The organism is Paenibacillus aurantiacus (genome assembly GCF_042431225.1).
In the GTDB taxonomy this organism is placed as follows: domain Bacteria; phylum Bacillota; class Bacilli; order Paenibacillales; family Paenibacillaceae; genus Paenibacillus_Z; species Paenibacillus_Z aurantiacus.
Genome location: NZ_JBHMDO010000015.1, coordinates 190,135 through 209,429, shown reverse-complemented (window position 1 = coordinate 209,429; position 19,295 = coordinate 190,135). Strand labels below are relative to the sequence as shown.

17 protein-coding genes are annotated in these 19,295 nt (G+C 57.7%); 15 read left to right on the top strand and 2 right to left on the bottom strand.

The window, feature by feature from the left end; translation table 11 throughout:
- Window positions 1-35: 35 nt before the first annotated feature.
- From ACFFSY_RS07775 to ACFFSY_RS07720, 12 genes are all read left to right on the top strand, one after another.
- Entirely contained in the window at window positions 36-1,673 is a 1,638-nt protein-coding gene (locus tag ACFFSY_RS07775) for a response regulator (RefSeq protein ID WP_377492841.1), read from the top strand.
- A gap of 8 nt (window positions 1,674-1,681) precedes the next feature.
- Window positions 1,682-3,460, top strand: a complete 1,779-nt coding sequence (locus ACFFSY_RS07770; protein ID WP_377492396.1) for a sensor histidine kinase family protein — start codon at window positions 1,682-1,684, stop codon at window positions 3,458-3,460.
- The gene (locus ACFFSY_RS07765) at window positions 3,457-4,455 is read left to right on the top strand and encodes a substrate-binding domain-containing protein (protein ID WP_377492393.1); all 999 of its coding nucleotides are present in this window, start codon (window positions 3,457-3,459) and stop codon (window positions 4,453-4,455) included. Before ACFFSY_RS07770 ends, ACFFSY_RS07765 begins: the two co-directional genes overlap by 4 nt.
- Window positions 4,456-4,711: 256 nt before the next feature.
- Window positions 4,712-5,788: a galactose ABC transporter substrate-binding protein gene (locus tag ACFFSY_RS07760; protein ID WP_377492839.1), complete on the top strand. Its 1,077-nt coding sequence runs from the start codon at window positions 4,712-4,714 to the stop codon at window positions 5,786-5,788.
- Window positions 5,789-5,920: 132 nt separating this feature from the next.
- The gene (locus ACFFSY_RS07755) at window positions 5,921-7,408 is read left to right on the top strand and encodes a sugar ABC transporter ATP-binding protein (protein WP_377492837.1); all 1,488 of its coding nucleotides are present in this window, start codon (window positions 5,921-5,923) and stop codon (window positions 7,406-7,408) included.
- A gap of 20 nt (window positions 7,409-7,428) precedes the next feature.
- Window positions 7,429-8,439, top strand: a complete 1,011-nt coding sequence (gene mglC / locus ACFFSY_RS07750; RefSeq protein WP_377492390.1) for a galactose/methyl galactoside ABC transporter permease MglC — start codon at window positions 7,429-7,431, stop codon at window positions 8,437-8,439.
- A gap of 212 nt (window positions 8,440-8,651) precedes the next feature.
- Window positions 8,652-8,936, top strand: a complete 285-nt coding sequence (locus ACFFSY_RS07745; RefSeq protein WP_377492386.1) for an AbrB/MazE/SpoVT family DNA-binding domain-containing protein — start codon at window positions 8,652-8,654, stop codon at window positions 8,934-8,936.
- On the top strand, window positions 8,936-9,352 hold the full coding sequence (locus ACFFSY_RS07740) for a type II toxin-antitoxin system VapC family toxin (protein WP_377492383.1): 417 nt from the start codon (window positions 8,936-8,938) through the stop codon (window positions 9,350-9,352). The genes ACFFSY_RS07745 and ACFFSY_RS07740 overlap by 1 nt, the downstream gene beginning before the upstream one ends.
- A gap of 474 nt (window positions 9,353-9,826) precedes the next feature.
- The gene (locus ACFFSY_RS07735) at window positions 9,827-10,435 is read left to right on the top strand and encodes a DedA family protein (protein ID WP_377492380.1); all 609 of its coding nucleotides are present in this window, start codon (window positions 9,827-9,829) and stop codon (window positions 10,433-10,435) included.
- 111 nt (window positions 10,436-10,546) lie between these two features.
- Complete coding sequence (locus ACFFSY_RS07730) at window positions 10,547-11,242, top strand: response regulator (protein ID WP_377492377.1); 696 nt, start codon at window positions 10,547-10,549, stop codon at window positions 11,240-11,242.
- Entirely contained in the window at window positions 11,235-12,653 is a 1,419-nt protein-coding gene (locus ACFFSY_RS07725; RefSeq protein ID WP_377492374.1) for a HAMP domain-containing sensor histidine kinase, read from the top strand. Before ACFFSY_RS07730 ends, ACFFSY_RS07725 begins: the two co-directional genes overlap by 8 nt.
- 415 nt (window positions 12,654-13,068) lie before the next feature.
- The gene (locus ACFFSY_RS07720; protein ID WP_377492371.1) at window positions 13,069-13,545 is read left to right on the top strand and encodes a hypothetical protein; all 477 of its coding nucleotides are present in this window, start codon (window positions 13,069-13,071) and stop codon (window positions 13,543-13,545) included.
- A 106-nt stretch (window positions 13,546-13,651) separates the two neighbouring features.
- On the opposite strand, the gene ACFFSY_RS07715 is transcribed toward ACFFSY_RS07720, so the two are convergent.
- Window positions 13,652-14,887 carry an aminopeptidase gene (locus tag ACFFSY_RS07715; RefSeq protein WP_377492368.1) on the bottom strand — a complete coding sequence of 412 codons (1,236 nt, stop codon included), beginning with the start codon at window positions 14,885-14,887 and terminating at the stop codon, window positions 13,652-13,654.
- A gap of 146 nt (window positions 14,888-15,033) precedes the next feature.
- Here ACFFSY_RS07715 and ACFFSY_RS07710 point away from each other — a divergent pair, with 146 nt between their 5' ends.
- Window positions 15,034-15,681 (top strand): SOS response-associated peptidase, encoded by a 648-nt coding sequence (locus tag ACFFSY_RS07710; protein WP_377492365.1) that lies wholly within the window; start codon window positions 15,034-15,036, stop codon window positions 15,679-15,681.
- 338 nt (window positions 15,682-16,019) lie between these two features.
- On the opposite strand, the gene ACFFSY_RS07705 is transcribed toward ACFFSY_RS07710, so the two are convergent.
- Window positions 16,020-17,384: an APC family permease gene (locus tag ACFFSY_RS07705; RefSeq protein WP_377492362.1), complete on the bottom strand. Its 1,365-nt coding sequence runs from the start codon at window positions 17,382-17,384 to the stop codon at window positions 16,020-16,022.
- A 287-nt stretch (window positions 17,385-17,671) separates the two neighbouring features.
- Between ACFFSY_RS07705 and ACFFSY_RS07700 the strand changes: the two genes are divergently transcribed.
- Entirely contained in the window at window positions 17,672-18,262 is a 591-nt protein-coding gene (locus tag ACFFSY_RS07700; RefSeq protein WP_377492360.1) for a TetR/AcrR family transcriptional regulator, read from the top strand.
- Between the two features lie 135 nt (window positions 18,263-18,397).
- Window positions 18,398-19,258, top strand: a complete 861-nt coding sequence (locus tag ACFFSY_RS07695; protein WP_377492357.1) for a carbon-nitrogen hydrolase — start codon at window positions 18,398-18,400, stop codon at window positions 19,256-19,258.
- Window positions 19,259-19,295 lie beyond the last annotated feature (37 nt).

Sequence of the window (19,295 nt, the reverse complement as noted above, 5' to 3'; positions counted from 1 at the left end):
TGAACCGTGAGCCTTATAAGGAGGAACCATAGATGTTGTACAAGCTGCTGCTTGTCGATGATGAAATCGATGTCCGGGAGGGACTGCTGCAGGAGATCAACTGGGCGGCCCACGGCTTCGAAGTCGTGGCTACCGCCGAGAACGGCCGGGAAGCGACGGAGCTGGTCGAGCGGCTGAATCCGGACGTGGTGCTGACCGATATCAGCATGCCGTTCATGGACGGTCTGGCGCTGTCCGAGTGGATTCGGCGCGAACATCCGAATACGCGTATCGTGCTGCTCTCGGGCTTCGACGAGTTCGAATACGCCCAGCGCGCGATCAAGCTCGAGGTGGACGAATACGTGCTCAAGCCGTTCGACGGCGCGCAGATCACGGCGACGCTGGCCAAGGTGAAGGCGCGTATCGACGCGGAGATCGCGCGGCGCGAGGACATGGAGCTGCTGCGCGAGCACTACCGGACCAGTCTGCCCGTGCTGCGGGAGACGTTCCTCGCCTCGCTGCTCTCGCGCAAGCTGCCGGGGAGCCAAATCGCGGAGAAGGCGCGCACCTATGGCTTGAAGCTGGACGGCTCCGGCTATCTCGTCTCGGTCATCAGCCTGCAGACGGGTCAGGAGGCGGCATCAGCCGGGCGAATGAGTTCGCTCCTGGCGTCGGACGACCTCGACCTGCAGCTGTTCGCGGTGCTTAATATCGCCGAGGAGCTGTGGAACAAGCAAGGGCTAGGCCGTGCGTTCATCCACCAAGATCATATCGTGCTGCTCTCCATCTCGGCCGAGGCGGACCATGAAGCGCTGCTGCGTGCTACGCTCGCCGTGCTGCAGGACACGATCGATCAGATTGAGCGGTTCTTGAAGCTGCCCGTCACGGTCGGCGTCGGCGAACCGGTATCGGGACTGGCTGAGCTGAAGCGCGGCTACGAGGGAGCGCTGCAAGCGATCGATTACCGGGTGCTGGAGGGCAGCAACCGGATTATCTATATCGGCGACGTGGAGCGGCGGTTCGTGAACCGGCTCCGCTTCGACGAGCTGAAGGAGCAGGAGCTCGTCCGCTCGCTGAAGCTGGGGACCGGCGACGAGGTGCGCCAGGTCGTACACGAGCTGTTCGAGGAGATCGCGCGGACCGAGACGTCGTATAAGGACTACCAGGTGTACGTCATCGAGCTGCTGACTGCCGTGCTGAAGGCGGCCAAGGACGCGGATGCCGACCTCGAAGGACTGCTGGGCGGCAGCGGCAAAATTTTCGCCGAGATCGAGAAGCAGGGCAGCATCGAAGCGACCCGGGAGTGGTTCGGCAACCTGTGCGTCAAGCTCGCGCACACGATCTCGAGCAGTCGCCAGCATTCCTACAAGCAGCTCGTGCAGCAGGCGATCGACTACACGCGGGCCCACTATGCGGACAGCAACATCTCCGTCAACCAAGTATGCAGCCAGCTGCACATTAGCGCAGGCTACTTCAGCAGCGTGTTCAAGAAGGAGACGAAGCTGACGTTCGTCGCCTACCTGATGAACATCCGCATGGAGGCGGCGAAGGAGCTGCTGCGCACGACGGATCTGAAGGCATTCGAGATCGCGGAGCGGGTCGGCTTCTCCGATCCGAACTATTTCAGCTTCTGCTTCAAGAAGCAGGTGGGCATCTCGCCGAAAGAATACCGCAACCGCTCCCAAGAGGAGTGAGGCCGCCCATGCGCAGGAGCATCCAATTCATTTTGACGGTCTCGTTCTCGCTCTTCTCCGTCGCGATCATCGCGTTGTTCGGACTACTTCTCTACGATAAATTTTCGCAGACGGAAGAGCAGAGCGCCATTCTGAGCACGCAGCAGATCGTTGAGCAGGTCAGCTACAATCTCGAGGATTACGTCGGCAGCATCACCGAAGTGTTCCGCGTCATCGACCAGACCGTCGCCAACGCCCAGGGAAAGCCGGGGGAGACGGTGGCAAGCGAGCTGAACGCGATTCTCCGCACGCGCGAGGACATCGTGTCGCTGGCGCTGTTCACCGAGAGCGGAGAGCTCATAGAGAGCAATCCGAAGCAGACGGTGCGCGACTCGATCACGCTGAGCGAGCAGAGCTGGTTCCGATCGGCGGTCGACACGCCGAACCATCTCAGCTTCTCGCTGCCGCACATCCAGAATATTTATCACGGCTCGTACCGGTGGGTCGTCTCGATGAGCAAAGGCATTACGATCAAGCGCGGCGGCGTGACCCAGAACGCCGTGCTGCTCGTCGATGTTAATTTCAAGCAGATCGACGAATTGAGCCAGCGCGTCAGTCTGGGCCAGAAGGGCTACGTCTACATTATCGACGACTCGGCGGGCAACATCGTGTACCATCCGCAGCAGCAGCTGATCTATATCGGCCTGAAGTACGAGAACGTCGAGCAGGCGCTCAAATACGCCTACGGTTCCTATATGGACGATTCCACCGGCGAGGACCGCCTGATCACGATCAAGACGGTCAACAATATCGGATGGAAGGTCGTCGGCGTCTCCTACATGGACGAAGTGATGACGAGCAAGCAGGAAGTCGGGGATTACACGCTCCGCATTCTGGCGCTCGTGCTGCTGCTCGTCCTCATCATCTCCGCGTTCATGTCCGCGCGCATCTCGCGTCCGATCAAGCAGCTCGAGAAGGCGATGAAGTCGGTCGAACGGGGCGAATTCGGCACGCCTGTCCAAGTGAAAGGAGCGCTCGAGGTAGAACGATTGTCCCAGCGCTACAACATGATGATGGGGACGATCAAAGGACTGATGAACCAGATCGTGCGGGAGCAGGAGGCCAAACGCAAGTACGAGCTCGAAGTGCTGCAGGCCCAGATTAACCCGCATTTTCTGTACAACACGCTTAACTCCGTCGTCCGCATGGTCGGCATGAGCAAGAACGAGGAGATCGTGCGTACGATTACGTCGCTCTCCAAGCTGTTCCGCATCAGTCTGAGCAAAGGGCAGGCGATCATTACCGTGCAGGAGGAGATGGAGCATGCCCGCAATTACTTGACCATTCAAGAGATCCGCTTCAAAAATAAATTCCGGTTCACCGTGGAAGCGGACGAAGGCGTGGTGCACGACCGGACGCTGAAGCTCATCTTGCAGCCGATCATCGAGAACGCGATCGTCCACGGCATCGAGCGGATGGTCGACGAAGGCGAGATCGAGGTGCGGGCAGCCGCGGCAGGAGATCGGGTCCGCTTCACCATCCGCGACAACGGGCTGGGCATCCCGCCGGCGAAGCTGGCCGCGCTGAACGCAGGTCGCGAGATCGCGCCGGAGCCTGCAAGCGGCGGCGCGCAGCCGGTCAGCTCCGGGTCGGGGGTCGGCGTGCACAACGTGCGCGAGCGCATCCGGCTCTACTACGGCGATGAATTCGGGCTGACATACGAGAGCGAATTGGAAGAGGGTACGACGGTGACAATTGAAATTCCGAGAGTAACGGCGGGGGGCGCTAGAGAGGGGGAGGCCGGATGAACCGGAACGAGAAGTTCGGCTACGCGCTGCTGGCAATCGTCGCGGCTTTCGCCATTGCGGGCATTCTGTACTCGCTGCTCCCGGCGGGGGAGGCCGAGGATCGGGTGAATCTGCAGGGCGAGGCGCCCGGTCAGCCGGCGATCACCCTTGTCCTGCGCGAGCAGGAAAGCGACTTTTGGGAGACCGTGCGGATGGGCGCGGAGGCGGCAGCCAAGGAATTCGGCGCCAACCTGCACGTGACGGCGATGCCCGACAGCGACGATTCCGCCGGCCAAATCAAGCTCGTCCGCCAAGCGCTGGCGGACAAGACGCGCGCGCTCGTCGTCGCGGCGGCCGATGACGTCGACATGGCCAGGGCCGTCACTGGCGTGCGGATTCCTGTTATTGCCATCGATACCGATATTAACGCCGGCGCGGTGCGCTCCTACATCGGTATCGACAATTACGATGCGGGTAAGAAGGCGGGCGAGCGGATTATCGAGCAGCTCGGTCAGCAAGGACACGTCGTCATCCTAAGTTCGGTGAAGGACGATCGCAACATGGAGCAGCGCATTCGCGGCATTCTCGATACGTTCAAGCAGGAACCGTTCATCACCGTGCTGGACAACCGCTACTGCATGGCAGGCATCGAGGCGTGCCAGGATGTCACGCGCTCGCTTATGGACGCGACGCTCGTCGACGGCATCGTCGCGTTGAACGCCGACGCCGCGATCGGCGCGGGACGCGAGGTCATCCGGCGCGGAGAGGAAGACCGGGTGAAGGTGGTGGCGTTCGAGAGCGCCCACGAGGAGCTGGAGATGCTGCAGGACGGCGTGCTGGAGGCGACGATCGTGCAGAATCCGTTCAGCATGGGCTACCTCGGCGTCAAGCACGCGATGCAGGCGCTGGAGGGCGAGGCCATCCCGCAGCGGGTCGATATTCATACGAAGATCATCGACCGGGACAATATGTTCTGGATGGATAACCAGAAGATTCTTTTCCCGTTCGTCAAATAATTCGCATAATTCCAGTCCGGAATACGCTTTGGCGCGTTTAGGACTTCAGACATGTTTCGACATGTCTTTTTTTATTAAAACAGATGAGAATTTCGATAGAAAACATGAGAATATTGAATTCGTTTTCCCCGCCCGATCGCGCATAATAAATTCAGCAGGCGAGAGAAACACTACCAACGCAGGCACTTGAATCAACGAACCATCAACGAACCATGAACGATTTAAAGGGAGGTTGTTCTTCTTGAAAAAGACAAAAATGACAGCCATTGTACTCGCTAGCGTATTGGCCGTTGGCGCGCTGGCAGGCTGCGGCAGCAACAATGAAGGCAAAAACAACGCAGGCAACACGGGAACGAACGCAGGCACGAACGCGGGAACGAACGCGGGCGGCGCAAGCGCTGAGCTTCCGAAAGTCGGCGTCGCGATTTACAAATTCGACGACACGTTCATGACGGGCGTTCGCAACGCGCTCAAGGACGCGGCAGCGGGCAAAGCGGAAGTCGACATCGTCGATAGCCAAAACTCCCAACCGACACAAAACGATAAAGTGGACCTGTTCCTCAACAAAGGCTATAAAGCGCTCGCGATCAACGCGGTAGACCGTACGGCTGCAGGCGTTCTGATCGACAAAGCGAAAGCGAAAGACGTGCCGATCGTATTCTTGAACCGCGAGCCAATGGCGGACGACATGAACAAGTGGGACAAAGTGTACTACGTCGGCGCGAAAGCGGAAGAGTCCGGCACGATCTCAGGTCAGCTGATCGTGGACTACTGGAAAGCGAATCCGAAAGCCGACAAGAACGGCGACGGCAAGCTCCAGTACGTCATGCTTAAAGGCGAGCCAGGACACCAAGACGCCGAGCTTCGCACGAAATTCTCGGTTAAAGCCGTTGAAGACGCAGGCATCCCGGTTGAGAAACTCGCAGAAGACACCGCAATGTGGGACCGCGTTAAAGGCCAAGAGAAAATGGCGGCATTCCTTGCTTCCCACGGCGACAAAATCGAAGCGGTCTTCGCGAACAACGACGACATGGCGCTCGGCGCAGTTGAAGCACTCAAAGCGGCTGGTTACTTCACAGGCGACAAATACATGCCGGTTGTCGGCGTAGACGCAACGGCCCCTGCTATCCAAGCGCTGCAAGACGGCACGCTGCTCGGTACGGTATTGAACGACGCGAAGAACCAAGGTAAAGCAACCCTGGAGCTCGCATCGGTCCTGGCGAAAGGCGAAACGCCTACGAAAGAAAACACGGGCTATGACATCACGGACGGCAAATATGTCTGGATCGCCTACAAGAAAATCACGAAAGACAACATCGCAGACGCTCAATAATTCGAGATTTACGCAGATTCAACGTGATGAAGCGCGCTGCGCCGCCGCAAGGTGGCCGCAGCCGTTTCATCTTGTATATAGGTAAGGCACAGGAGGCGTATCAAAGTGGCGAATACCCCGTTCATCCTAGAGATGAATCACATTTCCAAATCGTTCCCGGGCGTCAAGGCGCTCGACAATGTGACGCTGAAGGTGCGTCCGGGCACTGTCCACGCGCTGATGGGCGAGAATGGCGCGGGCAAATCGACGCTGATGAAGTGTTTGTTTGGCATCTACACACCGGACGACGGCGAAATTATTTTCGACGGGCAGCCCGTCAAGATTGCAGATTCGAAAGATGCACTTAATCGCGGTATTTCGATGATTCACCAGGAGCTCCACCCGGTCCCGCACCGGAATGTCATGGATAACCTCTGGCTCGGCCGTTATCCGATGAAGGGCTTTGGTCCCTTCCGCTTCATCGACGAGCGCAAGATGCTGCAAGAAACGAAAGCGGTGCTCGCCGAACTCGAAATGAACCTCGACCCGCACGTCAAAGTCGGATCGCTGTCCGTCTCGAACGTGCAGTCCATTGAAATCGCCAAAGCCGTGTCGTACCGCGCCAAAGTCATCGTCATGGACGAACCGACCTCCTCGCTTACGGGCAACGAGGTCGAGCAGCTGTTCAAGATTATCAACAAGCTGCGGGCGCGGGGCGTCTCGATCATTTATATTTCGCACAAAATGGAAGAAATTCTTCGCATCTCCGACGACATCACGATTATGCGCGACGGCAAGCTGATCGGCACGTGGCCGTCCTCGGAAATGACGATGGACCTGATCATCTCCCGGATGGTCGGCCGCGAACTGAAGGAGCGTTTCCCGGAGCGCACGAACGTGCCGGGCGAGGCGATTCTGAAGGTCGACCATCTGACGAGCACGCAAGACAAGTCGTTCAAGGACGTCTCCTTCGAGCTTCGCAAAGGCGAAATTCTCGGCGTCGGCGGTCTGGTCGGTTCCCAGCGGACCGAGCTGATCGAAGCCTTGTTCGGGCTTCGCGGCGTCGCGTCGGGCACGATCTCCATTAACGGCAAGCAAGTGAAAATCAAGTCGCCGGTGGAAGCGATCGATCACAAGATCGCGCTGCTGACCGAGGAACGCCGCGTAACGGGTATTTTCCCGGTGCTGTCGATCAAGGAAAACACGGCCATCGCGAGCTTGAAGCAGTACCGCAACAAGTTCGGGCTGCTCAGCGACCGCAAGATGCGCAAGGACGCCGCAGACAACGTCGCGCGGTTCCGCACGAAGACGCCTACGATCGATACGCCGATCAAGAACCTCTCCGGCGGTAACCAGCAGAAGGTGCTGCTCGCGCGCTGGCTGCTGACCAACCCGGACATCCTCATGCTGGATGAACCGACCCGGGGCATTGACGTCGGCGCCAAATACGAAATTTACACGTTCATGACCGAACTTGCCAAGCAAGGGAAAAGCATCATTATGATCTCATCCGAGATGCCCGAGCTGCTCGGCATGTCCGACCGGGTCATGGTTATGTGTGAAGGACGTATGACGGGCATCGTCAACGGAGCGACTGCCACCGAAGAAGATATTATGCGGCTTGCCGCCCAACGCGGCTGATCGAAGGAGGATTTTTGCGCATGAACGCAGCTAGAATCAAGAATTTCACATCGCAGAACGCGATCTATATCGTACTTGTCTTATTGATCGTCGGCATCGCCGTCTATGATCCGAGCTTCATCGCGATCACGACGCTTCGCGACATCCTGCTCCAATCGTCGACCCGCGCCATTATCGCGCTGGGCATGGCGTTCATTCTCATCACGGGCGGCACCGACTTGTCCGCTGGCCGCATCGTCGGTCTGACGGCGGTCATCTCGGCTTCCATGCTGCAGATGGACGAATACGCGAACCGGTTCTTCCCGGATCTGGGTCACATTAACCTGTTCATTCCGATCATCCTGGCGATCATTGCCGGCTTGCTCGTGGGCTTGCTCAACGGCTTCATCGTCGCGAAGCTGAACGTTCCGCCGTTCATCGCGACGCTCGGCACCATGGTCGGCGTGTACGGTCTGAACTCCCTGTACTTCGACCTGCCGCCGAACTCCTCGCAGCCGATTGGCGGTCTGCGCTCCGACTTTACGAAGATCGGTACAGGCTACATCGGCGTGGACGGCACGTACTCGGTTCCGTACATCGTCATCATCGCGATCGTCGTCGCGATCATTGTCTGGGTCATCTTCAACAAGACGCAGCTGGGCAAAAACATGTACGCGATCGGCGGCAACATCCAAGCGGCGAACGTATCCGGTATCCGCGTCTCCCGCAACATCATGTACATCTACATGATCGCCGGCGCTCTCTACGGTCTGGCCGGCGTGCTCGAAGCAGCCCGCACCGGCGGCGCGACGAACAACTACGGCAACATGTACGAGCTTGACGCCATCGCGGCGTGCGTCGTCGGCGGCGTATCCACCGCGGGCGGTATCGGTACCGTTCCGGGCGTTATGGCCGGCGTCGTCATCTTCGGCGTTATCAACTACGGTCTGACGTTCATCGGCATCAGCCCGTACTACCAGCTCATCATCAAAGGTCTCATCATCGTCGCGGCGGTTGCATTCGACATCCGCAAATACGTGGCGAAGAAATAGGATGGCAAGGGAAAGCTGCTCCGCTTTGACGGGGCGGCTTTTTTTGTGCGGCGAAGTCAGCCAGTCTGTTCGGGTCTACCTGCGCGGGGGAGATTGAATTGCTATCATGTAAGGTGATAGTATATATGTAATACTAATAATTGAGGTAAGACTTTGATGTGTGAGTAACGTTTCGTGTGAAATGAGGTAATAATTCGTGGGAGGGATTTTTTTTGGCTAAGCATATCACAGGCAAATTAACGAGCAAGGGACAATTGACGATTCCAGTTGAGCTGCGGAACCAATGGGGCCTGGAGGAAGGGGATCGGATCATGTTTGAGATCGACGATGATACGGGGGCTTTAATCGGCATGAAGCCTCAGAAGAAAAAGTCGGCATTGGATTTATTCGGGATTCTCCACGTTCCGGGCGTTACGTACGAGATGGAGGAAGCAAGGGAACAGTTCCAGAAAGAAGCGGCAGAAGTCACCATGTCAAAGGCAGATGGGGTGAACTAATGGCCGCTCGATACATGGCTGATGCTAATTTAATCATTCGGTTTTTAGCGAATGACGATCCGACACAAAGCCCGATTGCAAGAAAGGTCTTCCAACGCGCAACTGAAGGTGTATTTGAGCTTTTGCTGCCGGATATCATTGTGATGGAAATATGCTGGGTCCTCAAATCCAGATTCAATCATTCGAGGAAAGACATTGCGCGAACGCTCATTCATCTGTGCGAGAGCGAGAATATGGTCACAGAAGGCCCGCATATCGTTCAAGCCCTAGAACAATACGGGGATAAGAATGTCGACCTGGCGGATGCTTTACTGGCGGTCAAATCAAAAGCATTACCTGACACGCCAGTGCTCACATGGAATATTAAGGACTTCAGGAAATTAAGCTGTGAGTACTATTCACCTGATCAGATCTAACCTGCAGTGTTTCAACAGGTTGTAACGAGTCGTGCGCTTGATACCAAATACAAGAGTACCGGTGACTAAAGTCCGGTGAAAATACGAGACCTACGGTCTGTAGGGGGTTCCACTCGCCGTTGTATACGAGTTTCTTGATTTCAAGCTGGTTCAGTGGTAGAAATACGTTTACATCTGGTGATTGGATTGCGTTCCCATCAAGGAACGCAGCATTCACCAAAGTCGACCGCAAGTAAATGCTTCCGAAGCAGCGTACTTCCGGAAGGCTTTCAGCTGTTCCACCTCCATATCGACACTAAACAGACCTCTCGCATTCCTTCCTCACCCCATATCGAGTTACGGTCCGGCGATCTCCTTCAGCTTTCTTCAGAAAACCTTCAGAATTTCACCAACTCCCTGCTTAGATTTGCGTCGTATGCTTATAGCAGACGTTAAGGAACGTTATGACCATGCGGTAAAGGGGAATGATTCTTCATGCTCGATATGCTTGCGCAGCTCGTGGCGCAATATGGATATGGCATCTTCTTCGTGGCGTTCGGCTTGGGGCCGATCGGCATTCCGATTCCGAACGAAGCGACGATGCTGCTGGGCGGTTCGCTGGCTGGTCAGGGAACGCTCGATCCGGGACGGATCTATATCTATAGCTTCGCAGGACTCATCGTGGCGTATACGGTCTCATTCTTGGTGGGCCGCCTGTTCGGCCATCTTCTAATGCGGAAGCTCCGGGCGAACGAACGGTTTCGGCGTCCGCTGGCCAAGGTGGATGCGCTGATCGCCAGGTATGGGGCCAAAGCGCTGCTCGTCAGCTGCTTCCTGCCGGGCGTGCGCTACCTGATGCCGTTCGTCGCCGGAGCGCAGGGCGTGCCGCTGCGCAAGCTGGCGCTGTTCGCGTATACGGGCGCGGTCGCATGGATATTCATCTATTTCATGCTTGGGTTTCATTGGGGAGACGAAGCCTTCGAGCTGATGGAGGGAACAGGGATGGCAAGCAAAATTTTCTTCTTGGCAAGCACGATGGTGCTGTATTTCGCCACGCGGATCATCGTCCGCCGCCGGAAGACGAAGTCCGGCCTGGCCGGGTAACGGCAGCGGCGAGCGAGCCGCGCGTCGGCAGGGATTGCGGCCGTATGTGGCGTATACGTATAACGACATGAACCTTTGACAGACTTAATCATTGAAGGCGGCGAGAAAGCGATGAGTCAAACAAGCTTCACCGTGTTGGTGACGGACGACGACCCGGAGATCCGGGACGTCATCCATATTTATATGCGCAACGAGGGCTATCGCGTCCTGGAGGCGGCGGATGGACAGCAGGCGCTGGCGCTGCTGCGGCAGGAAGCGGTGGACCTGGTAATTCTGGACGTTATGATGCCGGTGCTCGATGGCATCAAGACGTGCCTGCGCATACGCGAGCAATGGGATGTGCCGGTCATCATGCTGTCCGCGAAGGGCGAAGATTTGGACAAAATCACGGGCCTGACGACGGGCGCCGACGATTATGTGACGAAGCCGTTCAACCCGCTTGAGCTGCTGGCCAGAGCGAAGGCGCAGCTGCGCCGGATGGAGCGGCTGAGGGCGCGGAAGCAGGAAGAGACGCGCATCATCATCGGCGACTTGATCGTGGACATCGATCGCCACCGCGTAACGTCCGGCGAACGGGAGGTCGCGCTGACGCCGATCGAATTCGGCATCTTGCAGCTGCTCGCCAGCCACCGAGGGCATGTGTTCAGCGCGGACCGCATCTATCAGAGCGTATGGAAGGAGCAGACAGGCTACTCGGACAACACGGTCATGGTCCATATCCGCAATCTGCGCGAGAAGCTCGAACGCAATCCGCGAGAGCCGCTCTACATCAAGACGGTCTGGGGAGTGGGGTACCGCATTGAATAAACGCCCATTGTCGCTGCGCATCCACTTGGTCGTCACCTTCGCGCTCAGCCTGCTGGTGAGCACGCTCGCCGTCATGCAGATCGACGTGCTGTTCCGCGCGGCGCACAAAGTGCCTTACACGAGTTACGAAGCGAGCGTTAACGAGATGAATAACCGGCTCGCCTGGCTGCGGGACGAGGTGCCCTTGCGCGTGAACGAATACGCGATGCGCGCGGCCGTCCAGGAGGCAAGCGGCGGCAAATACGCGATCTACGTGACGGACGAGGACGGGGAGGTACGCTTCCGTTCGGATCAAGCGCGGGAGGAGAGTCATCTCGACCTGGAGCAGCTGTACGAGCGGTCGGGAAAATTTGACGAGCCGTACGAGGGCATGCCTTATGTGTGGATCGAGCATTCCATGTGGGAGGAGAAGGAAGTGGTCCTCGTCCTGCAAGGGAGGCTGCACGGGAAGGAAGGATACTTCTACGTTCCGCAGAGCGGCCGGAACATGGTGCTGTTCGTGCTGTTCTTCGTCATCACGTTCTATCTGCTGAACTATCGCAAGATGCGGCGCTTCCAGCAGATCAACGCGGGCTTGAGCGAGCTGGCCAAAGGCAATTTGTCCGTGCGGCTGAATACGCACGGCAAGGACGAGCTCGGGTTTGTGGCCAGGAATATCAACGCGATGGCGGAGAAGCTGGCGCGCCAGCTTCAGCAGGAGCGGCAGACCGAGCGGGCGAAGATGGAACTAATCACCGGCGTCTCGCACGACCTCCGCACGCCGCTTACGAGCATCATCGGCTATCTCGACCTGCTGCGGAGCCGCGCCTATCGGGACGAAGCCGAACACGACCGTTTCGTGCAGAACACGTACAACAAGACGCTTCAGCTCAAGAAGCTGATCGACGATTTGTTCGACTACACGCGGCTGTCCTCCGGCGATATCCGGCTGGACCTGCGACGCGTCGATATGAAGGCGCTGCTCGGCCAGCTGCTAACCGAATACGAGCCGCTGGCGCTGGAGAGGGGACTTACCCTCCGCGCACGGCTCCCGGAGGCGAACGTGCCAGTGGACGTCGATCCGGAGAAGATCGTCCGGGCAATCGACAATCTGCTCATGAACGCGCTCAAATTCTCGATTGCGCCGGGCGAGGTCGGCGTGACGCTGATGGCGGAGGACAAGCGGATAGGGATCGTCGTCGAGAACGAGGGCGAGCCGATTACCGAGGAGCAGGAGCGGAAGCTGTTCGAGCGGTTCTACAAGGCGGACGAAGCCCGTACGGGCGCGGCCAACCGGGATGGCTCGGGCTTAGGCTTGTCGATCGCCAGGCAGATCGCCACGCTGCATGGCGGCGCGATCACGCTGAAGCATACGGCGGGACGATTCGTCTTTGCCATCGAATTGAATCGAGAGGGCGGCATCGGACGCTAGTCCGAATGCTCAGCCGGGAGAAAGGCTGCTGCAGGCAGCCCTTATCGCTCCATAATGCCAAGCAGCGCCGCGGGATAAGCTCCTGCGGCGCTGTTTGTTTATGCGGGACGCCTGGAGCGTCTATATGGATCCGTCCTCCGGCCAGTCAGGTTGAGCAAGTCTAAGCGGGGGAGGAAGCAGCCGGAGAGTTGGCGTGGAGATGGAACAGCGCTCTCTTCACCCGATAACATGGCCATCCCCCCCAGGGAAGCGGTGAGACGGCGGAACACATTTAAATAGGCGGATTACGCATAATGTCGGCAAGTTCGATCGGAATTTGCTGATTGATGAAGCAGTTTTTACGTTTGCGATGTTTCTTATTTGGCCGGTTTGTTTTAAGCTTGAATAAAAGGACCGGGAAGCGGGGGATGAGCTAGTGTCGGATGTAATCCAGGGCTATGATTTTCGCATTGTCTCCGCTGATGGTGAATCGACGATTTCCTTTATGCTGGAGCAGTACGTTCCCGGCGAGTCGCCGAGCATATCCTGCGCGATCGAGATTAAGGATCACAGATTTACGGGGCGGGGCAGTAACGTGTGGTTCACGCTGCATAATTTCGATACGTTCGCTCATCAGCTTCGGGGGAAGAACGTCGCGCCTCGAATCGAATTGGCCTCCACGTTCCCCGAGGATTTCGAGATGAGCGTCGAAACGCTGCGATTCCGCAAGGACCAGCTGGCTATCCGCTACTTCTTGTCGACGGGCAAATACGGCGCCAATGCCGATCGTTATGAGGTAAGGCTATCAGGCGGCTTTGAGATCGATCAGGCCTGTTATCTGGCGATGATTGAACAGTTTGGCCGATTGGCGGCGCTCCCAAGTCTAGATACTGGGAATATGCAACATCCTTAACATTAAACAGTATTTATAAAAAACATCGCTAATAATCGAAAAACGAAACAGCGCCCCCACCAGCCAATCCGGCTTGGTGGGGGCGCTGTTCGTTACAAGCGGCAATTTAGAACGCCCAGTTGCCGCCGCGGAAGATCGGCTCGACCGTGCCGTCTTCGGTGATGCCGTCGATATCCATCTCGGCCGAACCGACCATGAAATCGACGTGCGTGATGCTGTTGTTCACGCCGTATTCGGCGAGCTCCTCACGGCTCATTTGCTTGCCGCCTTGGAGGTTGAACGCGTAGCCGCTGCCAATGGCGAAGTGGTTCGAGGCGTTCTCGTCGAACAGCGTATTGTAGAACAGGATGTTCGATTGCGAGATCGGCGACTCGTGCGGCACGAGCGCGACTTCGCCAAGGTAGTGCGAGCCTTCGTCGGTGTCGACGAGCTGCTGCAGAATCTCTTGGCCTTGGCGTGCTTCGACCTTCACGATGCGGCCCTTCTCGAACGTCAGCTTGAAGCCGTCGATGACGTTGCCCGCGTAGCTGAGCGGCTTCGTGCTGGAGACGTAGCCTTCCGTACCCTCTCGGAATGGCACGGTGAACACTTCCTCGGTCGGCATGTTCGCCATGAATGCGTTGCCCTTCGGATCGGTGCTGCTCGCTCCGAGCCACAGGTGCTTCTCCGGCAGCTCGACCGTAAGGTCTGTGCCCGGCGCGCGATAGTGAAGCTTCTTGTAGCGCTTCGCGTTCAAGTAATCCGCCTTCTGGTGCAGATTGTCGTTATGCGCCGCCCAGGCCGCGACAGGATCCTCCGCGAGCAGACGAACCGAGGAGAAGATCGCATCCCACAGCTGGTCGACCGCTTCATCCGGCGTGCCGGCATTCGGGAACACTTTGACCGCCCAGTCCTTGTTGGCCGCCGCGACGACCGTCCACGGCACTTTGTCCGATTGCACTGCTTGGCGGTAGCCCGCAAGCGCCGTGCCGGATGCCTTCTGGAAGTTCGCGATGCGCTGCGGGTCGATGCCCTTCAGCAGATCCGGGTTGGAGGAGACGATGGCGATGAACGCCGCGCCGCTGTCGACGAACGACATCCGCTTGTCTTTCTCCCAGTCGGGGAATACGGTGAACACTTCGTCCGCCGCTTTCTCGTATTTGAGGCGCGAGAGCGTATCGTCCGTCCAGTCGATGTGCACGTTGCGCGCGCCCGCCTCGTAGGCCGACGCCGCGACGAGACGCGCCAAGGGCGCCATCTCGATTGTCGTCGTGACGAATACGTCCTGCCCTTGTTGTACGTTCACGCCGGTTCTGACGATCAACTCGGCGTATTTCGCCAGGTTTTGTTCCGATACAGCCATAATTAAGCGCTCCTTTCGAATATCGGTATGTAAAGTAAGTACCTTTATTAGTATACCTTTATTTAGGCACATTCGCACATGAATGATAATTGTTTGGTAAATAATAACCAAATCAACTAAAACCATCAAAGCGAGGGGTACTTAGGATGTGCGAAGCGATTGCCATTACGGCCGAACGAGCGGAACTCGAGCAGCGATACCAAATTGAAAAGGTACTAACATATAATGCGAACCGTCTGCAAATTAGTCCAACCGAGACGGTGTCCGCCATCTTCGATCACCCGCATCAAGGACGTCTGCTCGATGATTTCCGCTGGGGACTGCTGCCGTATTGGGCCAAGGACTCCGTGCTGATGGAGACGCGCACAATGTTATGGAAGCCGATCTTCGACCGCATTCTCAAGAAACAGCGCTGCATCGTGCCCTGCACCGGCTTCTACGTGACCAAGACCGACGGCAAGACGACGGTCCGCGCCAAAATGACGATGCGCAGCGGCTCCTTCGCGATCGCGGGCCTGTACGACGTCTTCCGCTCGAATTCCGGCGAGGAACTGCGCACGTGCACGCTGATGACCACGCAAGCCAACGGGCTCGTCTCCCCGTATCAACGGACGATGCCCGCGATCCTCGAGGAGGAGCATATCGAGCAATGGCTGGCAGGCAAATTCACCGATCCGTTCGAGCTGCACGCGATGCTGCGGCCGATGGACGCGCTGCGGATGGCGGAGATCGAGCTGGAGACGACGATCGAGGGCAAGGTTCCGTTCGAGCTGCGGCGTCCGAAAATGGTGTAGATCGCGCGGTATCCTACGCAAAACCTCCCGTTCTTTCGCGAACGGGAGGTTTTTTGGCATGGGCTAAGCCCGCGGCGGCCGGGCGGCAGCGCGTGCCGTCGATCCGAGGGGAGGAGGCGCGGCGTAGGGGAGCGTTCGTCGATCATGAAATCAACTATAATGAATGACGTTCATTCACCAAAATACGCGTTTACCGTCATACTGAATGATTATCATTCATAATGGTATAGGGACGGCGGCGTGAACCGGTCTACACGGAGATTCCACGGACGCTACGTATTCGGACAGAGCTAATGGCGAAGCGACGGGAATTGTGAGCGCGCGGCATCCGATTCATGTTACACCGACTCGTCGATTCGACTTGTACCTGACAAATTCAGGTCGGCGGGCAGGATGCGGAACCCTTTGGTGGAGAAGATCAAACAGACGAACCCGACGGCGGCCCAGCTGATGCCGAGATAGATGGAGTGCCGATCCAGGTTCACCCATAGGACGATCATGGATGCGGCGCCGATGATCGGGATGATCAGGTAGGACAGCACTTCCTTGGCGCTGCGGACCATGCGGCGGCGGACGACATAGTGGGCGATGACCGACAAATTCACGAACGTGAACGCGGTTAACGCGCCGAAGTTAATGAACGACGTCGCCGTATCCAGACTGAAGAAGACGGCGGTGAGCGAGACGACGCCGACGAACAGCGTGTTGAAAATCGGCGTGCGGGTGCGCGGAGAGAGATGACGGAACCAGCGGGTAGGCAGCATCCGGTCGCGGCCCATGGCATACATCAGACGGGATACGCTCGCCTGCGACGAAATAGCGGAGGCGATCGTGCCGGCGAAACCGGCGGTTAGGAAAATCGCCTTGAAGACGACGCCGCCTAGGTAAATCGCCATTTCCGGCGTGGAGGCTTCGGGATCGTTGAAGTCCGATACGTTCGGAAACAACGCCTGCGCGAAATACGAGGCGATGATGAACAGAAGCCCGCCCACGAGCGCGGTCAGGAAGAGGGCGCGCGGAATCGTCCGCGTCGGATTGTCCGTCTCTTCGGCGAAGCCCGCGACGGCATCGAAGCCCAGGTACGAGAAGCAGAGCAGCGTCGCGCCGGAGATCAAGGTCGACGTTTCGATGTCGCCGGAGACGAACGCGTCCGGGTACCATAGCGACCCTGTGCCTTTGCCGTGCAGCAAGCCCCAGACGGAGATGCCGACGAACACGATCACCATGCCGATCTGGAACAGCACGAGGTAGCTGTTCATGTTGGCGGTGCCTTTGACGGAGAGCAGATTGATGGCGGTCACGAGCGCGACGAAGATGACGACGAAGATCCAGGAGGGCGCATTCGGGAACCAGGAGGTCATGTAAATTTGGGCGATGAGAGCGTTGACCATCGGCAGGAACATGTAGTCCATCAGCGCGAGCCAGCCGACCATGAAGCCCAGATTCGGATGGAACGACTTCTGGGTATACGTGTAAGCCGATCCGGCGTTCGGGAAGGCTTTAATCATGAAAGCATAGCTTCCGGCGGTGAACAGCAGCGCGACGAGCGCGATGACGTACGAGGCGGGAACGTGGCCGCCCGTCTCCTCCGATGCGATGCCGAACGTGTCAAATACAACCATTGGGGTCATAAAGCCGAGCCCCAGAAGAATGAGCTGCCACAGGCCAAGCGAGCGTTTCAGTGTCGTTGTCTCTCCGTGCATACCATGCCTCCTTGTCTGCCGAGCGCAGACGTCGATATGATTTTGTAAGCGGTACCCGTCACAATTCCTTCCGCAAGAAGGATGGAATCACTCCCCCAACCACATATTGGCTTTATGCGACCTAGTATACAACGCCCATTTTTCATCTTTCAAGCGGAAATTTAGAGCGAGGTGTTACATAATGTGACATAGCAATTGAAATTAATGGTTGCGCCATAATCGCGACTGAGCTATGATAAATCACACAAACGAAAAATGAATGAGAGTCAGTCATTGGAGGGCGATTCGTGTCAGCAACAACAATCAACGACAAATATAACGCCATTTTGCAGGCGGCCATTGAAATCATCTCCGAGAAGGGGCTCTACAGTACGTCCATCTCGGACATCGTCAAGAAAGCCGGCGTCGCGCAAGGGACGTTCTACCTGTATTTCCGCTCGAAGAACGCGCTCATCCCGGCCATCGCCCAGAACCTGATCTCGATCACGCTCGAGAAGAGCAGGGAGAAGACGAAGGACCGCGCGAATTTCATGGAATTTCTCCAGACGTTCATCGACGAGATCTACAACATTACCGACGAATACAAGGACGTCATCGTGCTCGTGTACTCGGGCTTGGCCATCGACCACTCGATGGAAATTTGGGAGACGATCTACAAGCCGTACTACGAATGGTTCGAGGACGAGTTGAAGCGGGCGATCGAAAGCGGCGAGATCATCGGCGAGCTCAACGTCGGCTGGACGGCCAAAATGATCGTCAACATGGTCGAGAACGCCGCGGAGCGATTCTTCATCGGCCGCGACCAGGACATCACGCGCGAGGAATCCCAGCACGAAGTGTTCCAGTTCCTGAAGCGTTCAATGGCGCCGGCGAAGTAGCCGGGAGCGGCCCGGCTATCAGGCCGCCGTTAGACGCCAATACGCCGCCCATCCTGCATGCACGGCCTTCGCGGCCGTCATTTAGTCGCGAATGACTGACGTTCATTCAATATATATAAAAAGGAGCTGCAGCCGATGCACCAATCCGATGTGACCCTCGCTCTCATTCAACTTTCCTGCGATCCCGACGCCGCCCTCAACGTCCGGCGCACGATCGCGCATATCGAGGAGGCCGCGGCGACAGGCGCGCAAATCATCTGTCTCCAGGAGCTGTTCGCGAACCCTTACGTTGCGCAGCGCGTCACTCCGCGGGGCTACGAACTGGCGGAACCGCCGGACAGCGACGTGCTGCGGACGATGGGAGAACTGGCCGGCAAGCTTGGCGTCGTCCTTATCGTGCCTTATTACGAGAAAGCCGGCCGCGGGCTCTACTACAACAGCGCCGCCGTCTATGACGCCGACGGCACCTGCCTGGGCACGACGCGAAAAAACCATATTCCCGACGGGCCGCAGTACCACGAGAAATATTATTTTATTCCGGGCAACACCGGCTATCCGGTCTACAAAACGGCGTTCGGCACGATCGGCATCGGCATCTGCTGGGACGAATGGTTCCCGGAGACGGCTCGCGCCCTGACGCTGCAGGGCGCGGAGATCCTATTTTTCCCGTCGGCGATCGGCTCCGAACCGGACCATCCCGAGCTGTCGACGCGCCGGACGTGGGAGAAGGCGATCTCTGCGCACGGCATTCACAACGGCGTGTTCATCGCCGCCGTCAACCGCGTAGGACGCGAGGACGACATGACGTTCTACGGCGGCTCGTTCGTCAGCAACCCGATGGGCGACATCGTGCAGTCGCTGGGCGACGAGGAAGGGATTCTGATCCAGAAGGTGGAGCTCGGCGAGATTGACTTCGCCCGCAACCTGCTGCAGTTCATGCGCGACCGGCGGCCGGAGACGTACGGCATGCTGATGACGCGCGATTCGCGGAGTTAGCGGAAGAGGCGCCGGCAGTCGAAGCCTTGCAGACATG